The 16,509-nt window shown below is 49.0% G+C and carries 18 protein-coding genes; 2 read left to right on the forward strand and 16 right to left on the reverse strand.

Annotated elements, in window-relative coordinates; genetic code table 11:
• Nucleotides 1–176: 176 nt before the first annotated feature.
• The 8 genes from BLQ12_RS21550 to BLQ12_RS21585 all read right to left on the reverse strand — a co-directional run bounded on the left by BLQ12_RS21550 (nt 177) and on the right by BLQ12_RS21585 (nt 8,694).
• Nucleotides 177–971 carry a hypothetical protein gene (locus tag BLQ12_RS21550; protein WP_092213999.1) on the reverse strand — a complete coding sequence of 265 codons (795 nt, stop codon included), beginning with the start codon at nt 969–971 and terminating at the stop codon, nt 177–179.
• A gap of 13 nt (nt 972–984) precedes the next feature.
• Nucleotides 985–1,611, reverse strand: coding sequence for an LPP20 family lipoprotein (locus BLQ12_RS21555; protein ID WP_175469992.1), 627 nt, complete (start codon nt 1,609–1,611; stop codon nt 985–987).
• Between the two features lie 96 nt (nt 1,612–1,707).
• The gene (locus tag BLQ12_RS21560; RefSeq protein WP_092214003.1) at nt 1,708–2,757 is read right to left on the reverse strand and encodes a CsgG/HfaB family protein; all 1,050 of its coding nucleotides are present in this window, start codon (nt 2,755–2,757) and stop codon (nt 1,708–1,710) included.
• Nucleotides 2,758–3,020: 263 nt separating this feature from the next.
• Entirely contained in the window at nt 3,021–3,332 is a 312-nt protein-coding gene (locus tag BLQ12_RS21565) for a hypothetical protein (protein WP_092214005.1), read from the reverse strand.
• A 303-nt stretch (nt 3,333–3,635) separates the two neighbouring features.
• Nucleotides 3,636–4,253, reverse strand: coding sequence for a class I SAM-dependent methyltransferase (locus tag BLQ12_RS21570; protein ID WP_175469993.1), 618 nt, complete (start codon nt 4,251–4,253; stop codon nt 3,636–3,638).
• A 410-nt stretch (nt 4,254–4,663) separates the two neighbouring features.
• Complete coding sequence (locus BLQ12_RS21575; RefSeq protein ID WP_217640373.1) at nt 4,664–5,653, reverse strand: alpha/beta fold hydrolase; 990 nt, start codon at nt 5,651–5,653, stop codon at nt 4,664–4,666.
• 234 nt (nt 5,654–5,887) lie between these two features.
• Complete coding sequence (locus BLQ12_RS21580; protein ID WP_092214010.1) at nt 5,888–6,901, reverse strand: transporter; 1,014 nt, start codon at nt 6,899–6,901, stop codon at nt 5,888–5,890.
• Nucleotides 6,902–6,918: 17 nt separating this feature from the next.
• Nucleotides 6,919–8,694, reverse strand: coding sequence for an arylsulfatase (locus BLQ12_RS21585; RefSeq protein ID WP_092214013.1), 1,776 nt, complete (start codon nt 8,692–8,694; stop codon nt 6,919–6,921).
• A gap of 112 nt (nt 8,695–8,806) precedes the next feature.
• Here BLQ12_RS21585 and BLQ12_RS27555 point away from each other — a divergent pair, with 112 nt between their 5' ends.
• On the forward strand, nt 8,807–8,971 hold the full coding sequence (locus tag BLQ12_RS27555; protein ID WP_175469994.1) for a hypothetical protein: 165 nt from the start codon (nt 8,807–8,809) through the stop codon (nt 8,969–8,971).
• Between the two features lie 730 nt (nt 8,972–9,701).
• Here the strand turns inward: BLQ12_RS27555 and BLQ12_RS21590 are convergent.
• Both BLQ12_RS21590 and BLQ12_RS27560 read right to left on the reverse strand, forming a co-directional pair.
• Nucleotides 9,702–10,175 (reverse strand): hypothetical protein, encoded by a 474-nt coding sequence (locus BLQ12_RS21590; protein WP_092214015.1) that lies wholly within the window; start codon nt 10,173–10,175, stop codon nt 9,702–9,704.
• Between the two features lie 117 nt (nt 10,176–10,292).
• Nucleotides 10,293–10,739 (reverse strand): Tim44 domain-containing protein, encoded by a 447-nt coding sequence (locus BLQ12_RS27560; RefSeq protein ID WP_175469995.1) that lies wholly within the window; start codon nt 10,737–10,739, stop codon nt 10,293–10,295.
• Nucleotides 10,740–10,754: 15 nt separating this feature from the next.
• On the opposite strand from BLQ12_RS27560, the gene BLQ12_RS27565 reads away from it, so the two are divergent.
• A complete protein-coding gene (locus tag BLQ12_RS27565) occupies nt 10,755–11,123 on the forward strand; it encodes a hypothetical protein (RefSeq protein ID WP_175469996.1) in 369 nt (122 codons plus the stop codon).
• A gap of 219 nt (nt 11,124–11,342) precedes the next feature.
• Here the strand turns inward: BLQ12_RS27565 and BLQ12_RS21600 are convergent, their stop codons facing one another.
• The 6 genes from BLQ12_RS21600 to BLQ12_RS21630 form a co-directional block, all read right to left on the reverse strand.
• Complete coding sequence (locus BLQ12_RS21600; protein WP_092214019.1) at nt 11,343–11,750, reverse strand: hypothetical protein; 408 nt, start codon at nt 11,748–11,750, stop codon at nt 11,343–11,345.
• Between the two features lie 242 nt (nt 11,751–11,992).
• Nucleotides 11,993–12,742, reverse strand: a complete 750-nt coding sequence (locus BLQ12_RS21605) for a class I SAM-dependent methyltransferase (protein ID WP_092214021.1) — start codon at nt 12,740–12,742, stop codon at nt 11,993–11,995.
• A 111-nt stretch (nt 12,743–12,853) separates the two neighbouring features.
• Nucleotides 12,854–13,699, reverse strand: coding sequence for a hypothetical protein (locus BLQ12_RS21610; RefSeq protein ID WP_092214023.1), 846 nt, complete (start codon nt 13,697–13,699; stop codon nt 12,854–12,856).
• A 746-nt stretch (nt 13,700–14,445) separates the two neighbouring features.
• Entirely contained in the window at nt 14,446–14,778 is a 333-nt protein-coding gene (locus BLQ12_RS21620; protein ID WP_217640374.1) for a tautomerase family protein, read from the reverse strand.
• Nucleotides 14,779–14,848: 70 nt separating this feature from the next.
• Entirely contained in the window at nt 14,849–15,328 is a 480-nt protein-coding gene (locus BLQ12_RS21625; protein WP_092214027.1) for a hypothetical protein, read from the reverse strand.
• 684 nt (nt 15,329–16,012) lie between these two features.
• Complete coding sequence (locus BLQ12_RS21630) at nt 16,013–16,354, reverse strand: hypothetical protein (protein WP_092214028.1); 342 nt, start codon at nt 16,352–16,354, stop codon at nt 16,013–16,015.
• Between the last annotated feature and the right edge of the window lie 155 nt (nt 16,355–16,509).

The raw sequence follows: 16,509 nt of genomic DNA on the forward strand, positions 1-16,509 counted from the left end.
ACTTTATAACGACGGGTTTAACAAACAGGTTTTAAAAACAGACTCAGTTTAATCTGAATCAATAGCGAATGTGATTTTCCCTGAGGAACGAAGGGGAAAGCGCATTCGCAACCTGCTTTCGAGGTGGCACACCTCGCCGCCGGAGGTATCGTTTTTGTTTATTGTTATTCCCCTCGCTACAGGCTGTCGGCCATCTGAGTGGCAAGTTGCGGGAGCAGGTCGTTTGCTACGTCCTTGATGGCCCTTTCGGCGGCAGCCTTTCTGCTGCTCGCGCCGCCAAGGGCCGTCCCGTGGGCGGAAGCGATGATGCTGCGGCTGGCCGTGTCGTAGGCGGTCACCGACATGCGTGCGCGGTAGACAACGCCTCGGCCGCGCCTGCCGGAATACTGCACGTCGACTTTTTCAACGACGAGGATCGTTGCCTTGGACCCTGAATCGTTTGTGGGCCTGTCACTATGCTGTCCACGGCTTTGCACCTGAAACCCCTTTTTCCTGAAAAGGTCGGCACTCACCGGAGAGAGTATGGAGGTTGCATCGACACCGGCGTCGTTTTCACGGGTGTGGATCTTGAGCTGTACACGGGACGTTTCAGGCGTTCTCAACGCATAGGTAAACCGTACCGAAGGCCCGGACAAAACCCCCTCCCACGAGGGGCCGGGCTTTTCACCCAACGCGTCTTTGATGATGCGGTTCCAGTCCACGGCTACCTCAACCGGGTTGAGGGGCGTTTCGGTGGCGGCCACCTCCAGAATACGGACGGCAGCGTTGCCGCCCGGTCCGGTGACAGCGGCCTGGGCTTTGCCCGTCGATCCGGGTGAAAAGTTCGCCTTTACCGGCAGGTTGCCCAGGGGTGTGGTGCGATGGACCATGGCCCGGACTCGTAATGGCTCGGCAAGTCCGCTGTCCTTTTTGGCGGTCTGCATGTCTCCGCCCAGGCCCATGAGGCTCAGGCTGCCTTTGATCTTTGCCACCTCATCGTACGGGTCATGGGGGGGGTGTCTCCTTGCCCGCCTGTGCCATGGGGTCCAGAACGGCAACCATTTGCCTGTTGTCCATGTACCTGCGGTAATGGTCCAGGGCTTTGATCCCCTTGTGCAGGGCGCCGATGGTGTCCCCTTTTTCCTGCAGTTCTTTGCATTGGCGGGATAACTCAGAGACCCGGGAGCTGTGGCGGGCCATCTCCGATGCCAGCCTGTGGGCGGTTTCCGGCTTGTTCAGTACGGCAATGGCGTAATGGAGCTGCTCCTTTTTGCTGTAATAGCGATCGGCAATGGTGATTCCCTGGAGCAGGATGTCGACGTTTTCCGTAGAGTCGATGGCAGTCTCCGAGGTGTAGGTCTGGGGCAAAGACGCCCTGGATTTCTGGCTTTTACGTGAGCTGAGGCTGCTCTGGACAGTGACCCTCAGCTGCTTGGCCACCTCCAGGCGTGCGTTGGCATCCGCTTTCTGCACATCTGCCTGCGGGTCCCGTGATCGGGAGGAGAGGCCCACCCCCACAAGGAATTGGCTCGGTGCGAATCCGGGGTGTGTGCCGTTTGTCACCCAGGCGGGCTGCCTTGCGCTGCAGCCTGCCGCAAGGATGAGAAGGACAACAGGGATCAGTTTTTTCATGGACATGAAAATCTCCGGGATGGGTGGTGGGCTTCCGGGGCAGGGGGCGAAACGCCCTTGTTGACACGGAAGCCCTGAATATCAGTCAGCAGCGCATCAGGACGCCATGGTCACAACGGTGAGATTCGCCGTGTTACAACGGCGCGACGATGTGATGCCCTGTTCTTTCAGCAGCCGGTCGTCCAGCCTGAACTGCTTGATTTTTTCGAGCTCCTTGAAAAATACATCGTCGGGGCTGAGGGTGCATGATCTTTTCAGGTGCTCCAAGGCCTTGGTGTAGTGGCCGCTGTAGCCGTAGGCCACGCCCAGGTCATAATGGGCCCGTGCCCGAAGTTTTTCATCGATGTCGGGGTTTCTCTCGGCTTCGGCAACAGCGGTTTCAAACATCTCGATGGCCGTTGCCCAGTCCCCTGTTTTGGCGAATTTGATGCCGGTCTCAAGCCAGGGGAGGTCATCGTCGTCATAGAGTTTCACGCTGTTATATACGGTGTAAGGCGCGATCATTCTCATGAACTTGCCGATCAATTTATCCTGCAAAGAGCTGAACACCTTCTCTTTGTCCCAGGTGACCTCCGGTCTTTCTTCTCGTCGCGACTTGGATTTGGATTTGGTCTCATCAATCACCTTGGTGGCGATGATCTCACCGGTGGAGGTGTCCACCATTTTAAAGCCCACCTTGAGATGCCAGTTGCCCTTTACCTTGTAGCGGCGGCATGAATATTTTTTCCCGTCCTCACGGCAGGTCGCCTTGGAGGAGCTTCGCTTCTGGGTGTATTTCCGCTTGTACACCTGCCCGAAGATCAACGCGCTGCTGCCCATGACTTTGCCTAACCTGACGGAGTTGTTGGGGTTGGCAATGTCGGACATGGAGAGGTTTTGTTCTTTTAAGATGCGATTCAGGTTCGTCCGATCCAGGACATGGAATCGGTCGCTTTCGAAGAGCTGCTGCGTCAGGGTGTCACTGACTTCGCGGCCGTGGTTTCCCTTAAAGGGAAAGACCGTGACATTTTTGTACGATGACAGGTTTATTTCTGCGGGTTTCAGGCGCGGAACCTTCAGTTTGGATGCGCACGATGTCATCAGGATGCAAATGAAAAAACAGGTGAATACAGAAACAGCGCGGCGCTTGGTAAAACAGAATCTCATACAACCCCCTCGGATTCGGTGCAAAAGGAACAATAGAATGTCAACCCAGAATCGAAGGGTACTACTATAGCCCAATATATTTAGTCAATTTGTTTCTAAAAATTGTGACTGGCTGGTAGGTGTGAGACAAGGTCGTCCGGAAGGGGGCGACTGGTTTTCGGAAGGGCAACGGGTGGGTGTGCTGGACGCATCGCGGTTGTTTTCGGAATCGGGCACGGCAGGCTGCTGAAGCCAATGCGCTGTGCCCGATGTCTACGATGGAATCAGGATGGGCTTTTAATGAGTACTTTTTTTGAAAAACCCTGTTTGATATCTACGAGGCTGATGTGGAAGTCGCTGTACTCTGCCTTGAGGGCTCCTTTTATGGCCAGGATTTGAATCGGAACCTGGGCAGCCCAAATAATAAGCGGAAGATACTTTTCCGTAATGAAACGAGCGCTTAAGCTTGTGAAACCGGCTATATCGACGATGATAATGAAAACTGCCAGTACGATTCCAAAGAGAAATGAGAATGCGACAGTTCTCCAAAAGAAACTGAACCAGACTTTTATTGCTACTTTCCACGATACATCCACTGCGATTACCTCCATGACATTGAAATGGTTTTCTGAATGCTTGTTAGATAATGCTGAAGTGCTTAGCTGTGAACAGTGTTGGGGCTATGCCCATGGGGTTGAATTGATACGTTTGTTGGGTGGTTGTTGCTTTCTATATATATGGCGAATCACTTTTTGAGATATTTATACTTTTTGAAATAAAAGTAAATAAAAAAGTGGTGTGTGTTACCTGTGATTGCTTTTCCGTGGGAGCAGAGTTGAGGTGCACATACTTTCAGATGTATATATCGGTGATTTGCCACAATAGGAATTTGGTTTAAGTCATTTTGGATCGAGATGTTTTTCCTTTGCGACAACAGAGTAGGAATGCCAATGTTTGTCACCTGCCGTGGCTGTGGGACCCATTTCATCCCGTTCATGGAAATATTCCATCTCAAAGCCGGAAAACATGCCGCGGACCTGATCCATGCTCAGGAAGGTCATGGCTGTGTTGGACGACCATTCATCGCGGTCGCCGAAGAGGGTCCCGGCAAACCGTCCACCGGCCTGGATGGAACCGGCAACAATATGCCAGAGGTCGTGGAATACCTCCGGCCTGCAAAAAGGGAGCGATAAGCTGGCGTTCACCAGCAATGAGGTTGGCAGGGACTGGATCTCTTCAAACAGCGACACGCGGGTTTTTAGTTGATTCGCATGGGGTGAGGCTTTTGCCTCTACCGCGCGTATCGCTTCCGGCTCTTTGTCGATGGCAAGGACGGACCATCCTGCGGCCAGCAGACTCAGGCAATCACCACCGGCACCGCACCCCAGGTCCACAGCGATTTTCTCTACGTCTTGGCTGGGTTCGTTATTAAAAAAAGAAAGGGCTTTTACCAGTGTGGGCCTGGGAGGTATATCACTTGTCCTGTGGCAGTATGTTTTCCAACTGAGATCGTTCATCTGTACCTCTCGCGTTGAGACACCGCTGTACACGATTCCCGCCTGAATAAGGTGGGCCATCTGTCATCAAAAGATGACTCGTGGATGAGGGTAAAACGGGATAGGAGCGATGTCTACAGGGAAATGTACCGTTGAGAGGAGGGCAAGGCTGGCAGGTTTTGGAATGCCTGTTTCCGGTATGTCACAAGTCGAGTGCACCCATATTCAACTGCTCAGTGGTTTACCACAAAGCTTTGATGACGCAGAATATGGGAGCACCCGGCTTGTCCGAAGTCTGAGAAAACGAAGAGAAAACTGGATATTACATTTTGTGTTTTTGGAACAACGTTGGTTCGTTACATGAACCAACTGGAATCATTATTTATTGTGTTGGGTGCATCGGTTTTTCACGAAATGTTCGGGCTAATGGATCAGGGGTGATCCTTGATCCAGTCAAGAACCATTTTCTGGAACTCTTCGTAAGCGTCCTGATATGAAAAATGGCCGCAGTGGCTGAATACATGAAGGGTGCTGTTGGAGAGCCTTTCATGAAGACGTTGGGCATTGTCAAGCTTGAGCAGCTCATCATCTTCTCCCCAGAAAATCAGGGTGGGAGTCTGGATATGTTTAAGCAGAGGATCCACCTGGGCTAAGCTTTTAGGGTACCCTTTGAACCACTCCAGGATGGTGCTCATTCGTTTCGAATAGGCATTTTTATAATCGGAAATTTCTGCGGTGTTCGGTACATAGTTTATGTAACCGACCCGATTGCCGGCCTCAACCAGGGCACCGCCACCTGCAATAGTCATGATACCTCGCCAAAATGCAGAGTAAACCATTTTGTCGATGATGCTTCCATTGGATGATGGTTCGATTGCCGGGCCGTCTCCCACCAGAATGCTTTTGACGTTATTGGTGTTACCATTGTTTGATCCCACATGGTAGAGGATGGTTGGCATACCGATATCCGGGCCCAGAAGATGGGCGTCTTCAATTTTGAAATGTTCTATGAAGGTGCCCAGAAACTCCCCTTGTGCTTTGAAGTTCATGTACTCCTTGCCCCCTTCGCTATGTCCGAACCCAGGAAGGTCGTAAGCGAAGAGGTTTGTGTGTTCGGCCAGACCCTCCCAGATCGGAGCGTAGGCCTGTATGCTTTGGGGTAGAGGGCAGAGAAGCACGAGAGTTGGCTTTCCTTCGGCAGGTGAGTGGGCGTAACGTATCGTGGTTCCGTTTAATTTGACCGATTTTAACGGAAGGGGGTACAGAGTGGGAAAGGTTGGTTTGGACGCTTGATAACCCGACTCGGCTCTCAGGCGCTTGAGGCGGGGAAATTCTGGGGTTACCATCATGAGGGTTGATGTATTTATACGGTCCATCGTGGAAATTGTCGTCAGTGGTTGCGTTTTCATGCCGTCACTCATTTTTAATCTCCTAAATTGATGTCCATCCATGATTCGAATTTTCTGGATGGAATGGGGAAATGCATATGGCTCCTTCTGCAACAATATAAGTTTCCGGAGTGTGCAATCATGACAAAAAGTGAAGCTTGAGCGGCCCATTGGATGCTCATGCTGCACCTCACTTGTTTGATCTGATTTTTATTGTTTCCGTTATCCCGTGAGGTCCTGGTGGACCTGTTTTTTAACGTGGAAAAACTATTCCATGTCAGAACCTATGCGATGCAGGCCATCGAGAAGTGGTGCCCAGAAAAAGGTAAGTGAAAAACTAAAGGTGCTCATTCGAATATCCCCTGGGTCAGAGTCATTGATAGTGGTTTGATAACCCAGATCCAGAACCACATTCCGTGTGAGTTGGGTTCCAATAGTTGCACCGACACTTGAGAAGTTTTCTCCATCTGTCTCTATGGGCCCTACTTCTGAGTCTCCCAGTTGTAAATATGTGTAATCCAGAGACGCCCAGATGTTGTCACTCAGGTCGTGTGTCAAGTGGGCAGCTATACTGAATCCAGGGTCCGTACTTTGTGTCAGGTTTCCGGTGGGCCCATAGTCGTCGTTATCGCCATACAGTATAACGGCAGGGATTATCTCAAGCGACGTTCTATGCCCAGGCCCCCAGACGTCCCCTATTTGATAAATCATCGGCAGGCCGATACGCCCCCAAAAACGATTCATGCCCATGTTGATGGCTTCACCCTTGTTGTACTCGCCCAGTGGCACACTTAAATCCGCCAGAAAATCAACAGAAAACCCAGGATTGTATCTTAGGGCGTCCGGCAGATTGTATTGAGGCCCAGGTCCGAATAGGTTTATGTTGAACTCAAAAAAGGGATCACCAAAACCGTTCGCCGATGAATCTATAGGGTTTGCAGAACCGTATGTACTCCTGATGGAAATATCTCCCATGGGTTGAAGGTAGGCAAACTGGGCTGAACGACCAAACAGGACAAAATTTCGTGCATATCCCGCAAACACAATATTCGCATTGATATTGGCATCTGAGTTAATCGTGTAGCTGGGATCCAGGGGGTTGACATTGCCATCCATGCTAAGGCCCAGGATTGGCGTGAAATTCGTGCCAATTAAGGTCTTATGATAAAACCGTGGGGGTAGCGATACCGCGGTGGCGGTCACTGAAAAAGCCAAAAGGACTGTCAGCAGTACGCATGTAACGATCACGTGGGAAGCTCTTGTTATTTTGTATACGTTCATAGTCACCGTCCTTGAGTCTAATCCTTGGGGTCAGCAAGCATATCCGTTGGCGGTATGTATTGTTTTCGATACAATCCAGGGGGGTAATTGTCGTACATGGGGAATCGCAGGGGTTTGTTCCACCAGAGGCTTTCTGACAAGGCTCTATTGGGTAAGATGATGTTGTTTTTCGGCATATACTCATCTTCGTAGAGGGCTACCAGCTCTTTCAGCACGTCCGGTTTTTCTTCCGCAAGATCATGGCGTTCTGCCCAATCAGATTCCAGGTCGAATAACTGCCATTCCCTTGTGCCGTATGGCCGCCAGTTATTGAGAATCTTCCAATTTCCCTTTCGAAGCCCCATGGCACCCATGATCTCCCAGCCAACCCAATCATCAGGGCCCCTGACTGTTTTGTCGGGATCTTTGAGCATACCGAGCCAGCTCCGACCGGATGTGCCCCCATTGGGGACATCCTGGCCGGTCAGTTCTGCAAGTGTCGGCATGATATCACTGACGTGCATGAAGTCATGGCGGATACTGCCGGCTTCATGCTTGCTGTCGGGCATTTTTACAATGAGGGCATTTCGAATCCCCCCTTCAGAAGGAAAGGATTTATGCCCAAAGAAAGGGGTGGTCGAAATTTGCGCCCAACCGGCACCGTACTCGGGGTAGGACCGAGGCGTTCCCAGCACGTTTATGTGGTGCTCCTGCGACCAGTTTCTTGCCCTGAAAATATTGTTACTGAGGCCAGGTGCGGTAATGGCTTCGAACGTATTGTTTCCTTCAGGCCCATTGTCACCGAAAAAAATGACCACTGTGTTCTCATACTCGCCGATGTCTTTCAGGTATTGAATGACTCGACCGATGTGATGATCCATATTGGTCATCATGCCGGCGTACAGTTCCATGTGCCTGCCAAGCATCGCCTTGGTTATAGGCGCCAGAACGTCTGAATCAGGTAAAAACCAATAGCGTTCCGCCAACTCCACTTCCTCTGGCAGCAACCCTAACTCGTGCTGGGCTTTAAAGCGCTCTCTGTGAAAGTGTGTCCAGCCCTTGTCGTAGACTTCCTGATACATACTACGCCATGGTTCATCGACGTGATGGGGATCATGGGGAGCCTGATATGCCAGATAGGCAAAGAATGGTTTTCCGGTTTTACGGCCATCCTCAATAAAGGAAATCATTTTGTCTGTATAGGTCTTGCTGGAATAATATCCACGGGGCAACTTTTTCAAGTATTTGCCGTCTTCTGTGAACATCAGTTTCGGGTTGTCCGTATAAAGGTTTGTCATGTCGTAATGGCTGCCATGGCTGTCAAGCATAACGAAGTCCCTGTCAAACCCGCGTGCTCTGGGGATGAGTTCGGGAAATCGGCCCAGGTCCCATTTGCCGGTGACGTAGGTGGCGTATCCTGCTTTGCGCATCACGTCTCCCAGCGTCTTGAAGCCTTCCCTCAACCATCCTTCGTAGCCGACCTTGCCCTGCTGGTTAGGAGCTGTAAACAGATTCATTGTACCCGCACCCGCAACGTGATGGTCAACACCGGACATCAACGTCGCTCGAGTGGGTGTACACATCGGGTTTGTATAAAAATTCGTAAAACGTACACCTTCCTTGGCGAATGTATCGATATTGGGTGTTTTTATTTCACTTCCAAACGCACCTACATCAGCCCAACCCATGTCATCCGACAAAATAATCAGAATGTTGGGCTGCTTTTTTTCTGCCAGCGCTGAATACGGAAGAATCAAAAGCGCTAAAAAACTGGCAATTAGCAACGAGAATAGCTTTCTGGTCTGGTAGTGCATAAGCAAACTCCTTGATTATGTAATTGTAAGAGTTTACGTCTGATTTGTGTTGCTATAAATATATGATATTAAGGCTTTAGGGGACTGTTGGGGGGCTTGGCCGGGTGTCTTTATGATTGATATTCTCGACAACTTGTCTGTTTCAATGTTTGAAGGCGACTGGGCTCTTGAGACCTTTGACATGCCTTGGAAGAACCTGCTCCCGGTTTCTTTTACCGTTCAGGCAGAAAGCGGCATATGGTCCGAAGGGATTACTGTTTGGATAACGCCCCTGTAGTGCGCCCCTTCCGCTGACTCAATGGCATGTGACGCAGTGTCTCTGAGAATTGCTGCTTGGCCTGTGCGTCCCTCTGGGGTTGACCATCCATTCGTCCATGGCGGCAATCCATTTATCCATGATTTGCCACTGTATATAGGGCAAAAAGGGACCTTTTTGGTTGCGATGTTTGCATGATAGCGGGTTGAAAGGGGCTTTTGGGGTTTGATACTAAATTGCAGAGGATCCCATGGAGAGCAGGCCGGAAAGATGGCTGAAACGTGTCGCAAAATAGGAAAGGTAGAATGATTTGAAAACGGGGGGTCTGCAAGTATGTATCTAAAAATAGAGTATATATTGTAACCCGTCAACCCTTTTTCCGTTTCTCGTAGGGTGTTTTTATGTCTGAATTAAAAGCAGAATAATCACTGATGATGCTCGGATACCTTTGCCTGTTTCGGATGGTTGGACTGCCTCTGTAACCCCAGTTGATTTGACTTACTCTCGCCTGTGCCAGGGCAGATTCTTAATTTTTGTATGGTCGGGGGCTTTGGCAGCAAGGGTTTGGGTTGGGAAATCCATGCTGAACTCTCAGCGGACGAGGACATTGCAGAGACAATCCTGAAAGGCGTGCCTCCAATCCACCACCCTTTATTGAATCACTGCTTACCGGTACGCCAGGGTGCACACGGCGTCCAGGCGTATCGGGCTCGCAGGCCCATGGAGTATCTTCCATGGCTTTCTATCTGTTCTATTGATCCTGATATTCACCGATGCCCGGCCAGTTTTCTCTGCCGGAAAAATCATTGACGCCAATGGCGGAAGCATCCGGCGACTCTTTCATCACCTTTTCCAACAGCTGGGTGCACCATTTGAACGTCTCCATGGCCTCTCCCAGACAGTTGTGGTGAAACACAGAGATGTGGGCAATGAGGCCATGGTCGGTGAAGGTGGTTTTCAGCTCATGGGAAAAATCAGAGATCGCATCCGTTTCAGCGTCTACGGCCAAAAGGAACAGTCTCTCATCGATTGCAAAGGCAGCGACTCCGTAGAATATCTCTGCTTTGCTGTTCAGGGCCTCTTTCAAGAGTTCCGTCGCCTGTTTTTCGTCTTTGTTTACCTTCACGCAGATGAAGTACGGGTCATCGTAGTCATCCAGGCCTTGAAGGTAGCTTTTTGCGTCGTTCGGTAGTGTCAGGTTGTCATATATCTCGCTGCTTAGCATAGCAACTCCTCTCATGCTTTTTGTCGTCTATAAAGTATCGTACCTGGGCTCTTTTCTGCTCGAATTGCCCTGTTTGTACGTTTTTTATGAGCTGTACAGAGTGCGGGGCACGGCCCGTTACGCCAGCTCCTCGCTGAACGAATGAAACCCTTTCATGTCGGACATGGTGACCTCTTGGTCAATTTCATCCAGAACCCACCCTTTAGGGCCCCTGATGAATTTCCACAACTCGACAAACCCTTCGGATGTTTCTTTTTTGCCGGAAATCAGCTCTCCGCTGGTTGTGTCGATGGTGTAGTCGACCATGCGGCCCCGGATATGGGCCCAGAACCTGTCCCGTGAATCGTCTTTGTAGTCTGCAACTTCAACGATTTTGGCCTCTTCAAGGTTAATTCTTTCGAGGATATTTTGCATGTTCTGGGAAATCATCATGTCGGTCTGTGTTTTGTGCTTCAGGTAGAGCCGCTCGCTGATGTAGTCCCGGGCTACCTCCTGGTCGCGCTCCATCCACGCTTGTTGAACCTTGAAAAAGGCAACCTCCACCCGTGATTTGATGTTGGACATGTCCCAGGATGCATCATGGGCGGCGAGCTGTTCGATGAGGCCCTTGCACTGCTTGTTTTTCTTGACGAGCATGGTGGTTGTGATGCCGGAGTACAGCATGAAAAATGGCGCCAAAAGAATGCCCCAGATGCTAAATCCTCCTCCACCACCGCCCCTGGAGCTGCTGAATCCACCGAATCCGCCACCGCCTCCGGCCCTTGCCATGGCCTCTTCGGGGAAAAGTCCAAAAAGGAGAAGGGTTCCGCATACGATCAATGCCGCCAGAAAATAGTGGTGTGTTTTTATCTTAAAATTCATGGTGTCCTTTATGTTGATATGTTGTTGGCGTCAGCCTCCGAAGCGACGCAAATAATCACCGATGATCAATTCCAGCGCGACAATTGAGCACACTTGAATCTGAAAAACAATCATAAAGAGAGGAATAATGGGCAGAGGTGCCTTAACCAAGGAGCTTACCAAGGGATGATCCCGTATCTGGTGACCGGCAGGATGGAGAGATCCACGGGGTTTTTTCGATGGCCGGATTAAAAAAAGGATGGGCAACGCTGCTAAAGCGAAACGCTTTTTGAGGCTGCCCCAAAAAAAAGATACGTCACGGATGTATCAGGCGGGGTTACTTAACATTGAGCCCAGAAGACCAATGAAATACGTTATGAAAATAATGATTTTTGTCGGCTTTTTGAAATGAGGGCTTTTCCATAATCCATAGAGCCCCAGTGGGAAAAAAAAGATCAAAAGCAGAATCACTTTCCAGTCTTGATTGTACCAATTGGTGTCGCTTTCGATGTTGTTTTGATGCGTGTCGGGGCCGTTCAGGTGTTTTTCGGTTACCTCACGGGCCAGGCTTTCAATTTGATCCCTTGGCAGGTCAACCATGTCTTCCAACACATCAATGACACTTTCGATGGACTCTTTTCGTTCATTTTCCAGCTTCTGCTGCTGATCTGTTTGTCTCACTTTTTCGATGATTTCAGCGGTAATATCCTGGGTTTTCTCTTTGTTACCAAACATAGTGAGGCTTGTCTTTCTGCTTTTTATGCACGTTGTTCCTGATGATAATGTCCCTGGACACATCACGTCAAAGTTTTATTCCCATTAGGCTACCTGAAAACCATTGGATAGCCTGAACGAGTTCTTACCTTTTGATCTCACCAATTGCAAGTCAGTATTAGAGGATGTGGGTAAGTTGGTCAGGTTATGGGCGTTGCATCCCTGGCAGGGCAAAACAGGTGCATCACGGCATGGTCTTCTCTTTAACAACCACTCTTTGTCCAGGCCGCAAGGGTGTTGCTGTAAAACATCCTGAGGACCTTGGGGGTGCCTCCAAGGGTTCTGCGCAGTTCATCAACAAACATGGCGGGATCATACCCTTTCCGAAAGGTGGTGTTGTACCCGGTTTGAATGAGGTAGCCGTCTTCGTGCCTGCCGATGATCCGGTATTTGTGTTCCACAGGCCAGACCCCCTGTACCGTGAGGTAGGCTGTTCCGCCCGGTGCAAGGCATCGCTCGATGCATCGGTAGGCTTTGCTGCGGTCTTCAGGGGGCAGGACATTAAGGACATAACTGGCGATGATGACATCGTACGTCTCTTTGAGAGCCTCCTTGGCCGGATAAAAGTTGGGGTCATAGTCCGCCACGTCACGGGCTCCTGCAGCCAGCAGGTCCTTACGGGCGATGCATTCCCGACCGGTTCCCAGATGCAAAACTGTGCGGTCCTTCACCAGGCCCTGGTCGCATAGGTAGCGAAGGGGTTGGGATGATCGCCTGGTATGATCGAGGGCCGTGAGCTTGGAGGCGGTGACCATGGGGGAGTGGGTATGGGAGGCCATGTTTTCAAGGTCTGTTGCCAGGGCCTTTTCAAGGCGTTCCAGGGGGACGGACCAGCGGCCCGTTGCCGGTGAAAAGGTGCATTGCCTGGCCTGAGATGCATGCACCGTAAAGGTACCATCCCGGTGAGGGACGATGTTCCATCCCGCCTTGAGCATCCGCTGTGACAGTTTCATGGGTGGTGGCTGATCCTTTCCGGGCCATGTGCAAGCCCGTTGCTCCACCTCTTTACCACAGCATCTCTTTCAATAAAACCGTATGGGGACAGGCTCTATAAGCTCTTTACCTTAGCTGCCTTGGCAGTCAAACAAAGAGTTCAGAGCGGCAGGCCCGTTGAAGTACATGATTTTCTTCGAAAAGTGAAATGGCTTCACGTCGATTTTCGCTTCTTCGAACATGTTTATGGCGCCGGCAGGGACATATCCCTGGCCGTTGAATTTAAACACCCGCATGGTGGGATTCAGCGTGATATGGGCGTCATGGGGTTCCTCTGAACGATACTGTGTGTCCAAGGCAAGGATTTCGTTTCCGCTGTCTGCGTCGATGTCTCCATAGAACAGATAGGCCATGCATGAGGAAAACATTTTGAATCCCACTTTGGAATAGGAACTTGAGCCGGGCAATGACAGAACGGGTTGAAGGGAGAAGTCCGGCTGAATCGACATAAACAGGTCTGAGGATGAGCTCAGGTGGCCGAACCCTGCCAGCACGGACCACAGGTTGACATGGATTCCCTTCTTGCCCCCGGGCATCTCAAAAGAGTCCATAACACCGTCCATTTCGGAAAAGTGGCCGGGATATTCGGTATACGATGTCAACCGGTCGGTGATGTCCATGGAGGATAGAATCGCAGGCGAGTTCCCGGATATGCTTACGGTGGACAGGTAGACGGTATGGCCCTTGTCTTCAGGATGCGGGCCTGTCTGGGTTGCCGCATACAGTACGACTACCACATCTTCAGATACCTGGTTTTTTGCGTATATCTGAACCCTTCGATCCATTTTCCTGGCATCTGCTTGGACGATATCGCTGGAGGGCATGTTGAGTAACAGGAACGTCTCAAGGTCCGGTTCAGCGAAAACGGTGTGAACGTTCAAGACAAAGATCAGAGTGAGAATGAGTTTTTTCATCATGTTTTGTGGTGTCCTGTGTGGATTATGTGGGTACTCCAGAGATATTATTTAACCCTACCATCACTCCAACTATCAGGAATCCAGGAAGGCCAGTCTTGAATGCATGGAGCGATATCGGGACCGAATGGATTGGGATGTTCAAAGATTATTCATCCGGCCAGGAGATAATTTTTTGTCTGATCTCATGGCATTGATCCGGACGGTTTCTTACGAAATATGCCAAATCCAAGATGGTACCACCGCAGGTCGGGCATTTTTTTAAGGTGACTTGGCCTTTGGGAAATACATCCAAGCAACCCTCACACACACGCCATTCCTGTATGTTGCAACTTTTTTCCGAGTTGTATTCTTTGATGCATCCATAAATGAAGGCAAAAATTAGAATGAAGGACCCCAGCATAATGAGACAATAGCCAGTTTCTTTTGGGACCATAAACCCATATTTGTAATCCCACTCATCGAAATAGTAAATTGTCCCGAGGATGATGAAGGATAGTCCTAAAAGAAAATTTTGCATGTCTTAAATCTTTGATAATTCGAGAAATGGGTGAACTCGGGTTTTTGATGGTAGGGTGCGCCGTGCGCACCGTATGGCGTTGCAATACCCCGTGATATTACATAAAACGTTGTATTCTCGATCGTGTTGTGGGGCCACATGCCGGAGGGGCGAAGGCGCCGCTCCTTGGTTTTTGACATTGTAAGAAAGATGCTGCTATGCGGCTCTCTTCCAGCTATCGCGTGATCTCTCACACGTTTAGATCAAACCCCAAATCAATTTCACTTGCCGGAACACCACCACGGACGCCCCAATTATCCAATTCAGGTTCATAAAGAACAACGACGGCATCATTGTCCTGATAACCGAGATCTTTTAACCCACTGAATATTAGCCTGTATAATGATTTTTTCGCAGCAGCCGACCTGCCGGGTAGAATTGTAATTTCGATAATTGTAAATTTATTTGTTCTGTCACTTGGAATTTCAAAAGAACCGGTATCATACTCGATAATTGTTTGTACTCTGTCTTGATCCGGAATTTTGAATACTTCAACCAAAGATGAGTGAATGGTATTCAGCAATATCTTTTTTTTCAGAATCAGATCTTCCCTTTAGGATGCTGGTTTTTACTAAAGGCATTTTATTGAATCCTTACATGAAATGTGTGCTACCAACCTGCTTTAGCGAAATAATGGCCGACAGTACAACCGTGAGGATGGCTGTCGAGAACAAGAGAGATATTCCCAGGGCTTTCCAGTTTGATGCAAACTTACCGCCACGCATGGCGTGCGCTTTTATATCTTCAAGCTGGTTTTGTTTTGCGTATAGAAATGTACCTATCGCCAACGGTACTAATATGGAAGACGCTGAAATGTTCAATTCCTCGGTAATGAGAGCCGCGGCTATTGGAAATAGAACCCACGCTATTGTTATATAGAGCAGCGCTTTCCGAGCTTCGGATCTTTTCCCTAATTTTTTGTAGTTTTGTGACATCAAAAAGCCCCCGGCAATGGGAGACCCGAGACAGATAGCGATTCCGATTCCTGATATTTTATAAAGTTTATATCCGTTAGGTCTATTTTGAGACTTGGAACCAATTACTGGGTCGAAAGCGTTTCTGGTCTGATTCAAAAATTGCTCTCCTTTTCAAATATGAACCTTGAGAAAAATCACTGAATCTTTTTAGGACGTATAGTGCGCGGTGCCAATTGATTTGTATCTCTAAGAACTGTTTATGAGTTTTGAGCAAAAGATCAAATTTGTCATTCGCGTTTGATTTAATGATCTTAGCTATTGCTGTTTAAATTGCATACTAGCATAGTTGTTGAGCTTGATACAAGTGCTCCTTTGCGCGCAAATATTTTGTCGTCATATTTCTGATTTGGTCTTCTGTGGAAATACTTGAGAGGCAGGGGATGTATCTACCCTTGTAGAGTATTCCATTTTGGTCGAGATATACATACATCAAAGCGGTAATGGTCAATACCCCCGCCGAACAGCAAAGCGACCACTTTTCACGTTAACTGGTTTTCTACAGAGACGCAAGCGAGGGAGGCGTAGCCCTATTATACACTGTTATGGACGACAAAATGGATGAGCATGAGATAGGTCGGGTCTGCACAATTTATAGAAAGTGGTGTTAACCACATGGCTCATGGCAAATGCTGTGCATAACCCAGGGAGAATGAGTACGATTGACAGCCCCTAATCGGATTCGATTGCATTTGTTCCATGTGCAATGAAAAAACGCCAGTTGGGTAATTTTTTCTTTTATAATGTATGGGCGCCCATAATTAAGCAATATTATCATAACATCTACGCCATATCAGCATACTTAGGGAATAATCCGTCCTCTTGTGCTTTTTTAATGATTCTCCTGACATCTATTTCGCTGAGCCCAACTTTATTGCTGATAACCATCGTGTTTATTTCGATATTGTGGCGGTACATTGAAAGGGCCTCATTTAGTACGTTATTTGTCTTTTTCCGTGTGGAATATTTGAAATAAACCAGGCAGGATCCTGTCATCAGGATAACAAATGAGAATACAACCCCAAATGGGTCTAAAAAACCGGTTATCAGGAAATTTTCAATTTCTACGGAAAAGCCAAGAAGGCCAAAGCATACAATAAATAGCCCTGAAATTATTTGTACCATCACTACTGTCCAAAATAGCCTCTCAAAGAATAATTTTCTTCGAGAGTCCCCTGTGATTAGTAGATGTTGTTCAATTCTTGAAAAACAGGTCCCATTATTTTGCCTGCTGTCCAACTCACGTAAATGGGAGCATTAACTGTACTGACATAGGCTCA

Source organism: Desulfoluna spongiiphila, from assembly GCF_900101345.1.
GTDB lineage: Bacteria > Desulfobacterota > Desulfobacteria > Desulfobacterales > Desulfolunaceae > Desulfoluna > Desulfoluna spongiiphila.

Excerpts from the sequence above, each read along its gene's own strand:
- BLQ12_RS21605 (WP_092214021.1), bottom strand. The coding sequence starts at position 12,742 with ATGAAACTGTCACAGCGGATGCTCAAGGCGGGATGGAACATCGTCCCT.
- BLQ12_RS21560 (WP_092214003.1), bottom strand. The coding sequence starts at position 2,757 with ATGAGATTCTGTTTTACCAAGCGCCGCGCTGTTTCTGTATTCACCTGT.
- BLQ12_RS21610 (WP_092214023.1), bottom strand. The coding sequence starts at position 13,699 with ATGATGAAAAAACTCATTCTCACTCTGATCTTTGTCTTGAACGTTCAC.
- BLQ12_RS21590 (WP_092214015.1), bottom strand. The coding sequence starts at position 10,175 with ATGCTAAGCAGCGAGATATATGACAACCTGACACTACCGAACGACGCA.
- BLQ12_RS21585 (WP_092214013.1), bottom strand. The coding sequence starts at position 8,694 with ATGCACTACCAGACCAGAAAGCTATTCTCGTTGCTAATTGCCAGTTTT.
- BLQ12_RS21570 (WP_175469993.1), bottom strand. The coding sequence starts at position 4,253 with ATGAACGATCTCAGTTGGAAAACATACTGCCACAGGACAAGTGATATA.
- BLQ12_RS27555 (WP_175469994.1), top strand. The coding sequence starts at position 8,807 with ATGATTGATATTCTCGACAACTTGTCTGTTTCAATGTTTGAAGGCGAC.
- BLQ12_RS21575 (WP_217640373.1), bottom strand. The coding sequence starts at position 5,653 with ATGAGTGACGGCATGAAAACGCAACCACTGACGACAATTTCCACGATG.
- BLQ12_RS27565 (WP_175469996.1), top strand. The coding sequence starts at position 10,755 with ATGGGCGGCGAGCTGTTCGATGAGGCCCTTGCACTGCTTGTTTTTCTT.
- BLQ12_RS21630 (WP_092214028.1), bottom strand. The coding sequence starts at position 16,354 with ATGGTACAAATAATTTCAGGGCTATTTATTGTATGCTTTGGCCTTCTT.
- BLQ12_RS21555 (WP_175469992.1), bottom strand. The coding sequence starts at position 1,611 with ATGAAAAAACTGATCCCTGTTGTCCTTCTCATCCTTGCGGCAGGCTGC.
- BLQ12_RS21580 (WP_092214010.1), bottom strand. The coding sequence starts at position 6,901 with ATGAACGTATACAAAATAACAAGAGCTTCCCACGTGATCGTTACATGC.
- BLQ12_RS21600 (WP_092214019.1), bottom strand. The coding sequence starts at position 11,750 with ATGTTTGGTAACAAAGAGAAAACCCAGGATATTACCGCTGAAATCATC.
- BLQ12_RS27560 (WP_175469995.1), bottom strand. The coding sequence starts at position 10,739 with ATGTCCAACATCAAATCACGGGTGGAGGTTGCCTTTTTCAAGGTTCAA.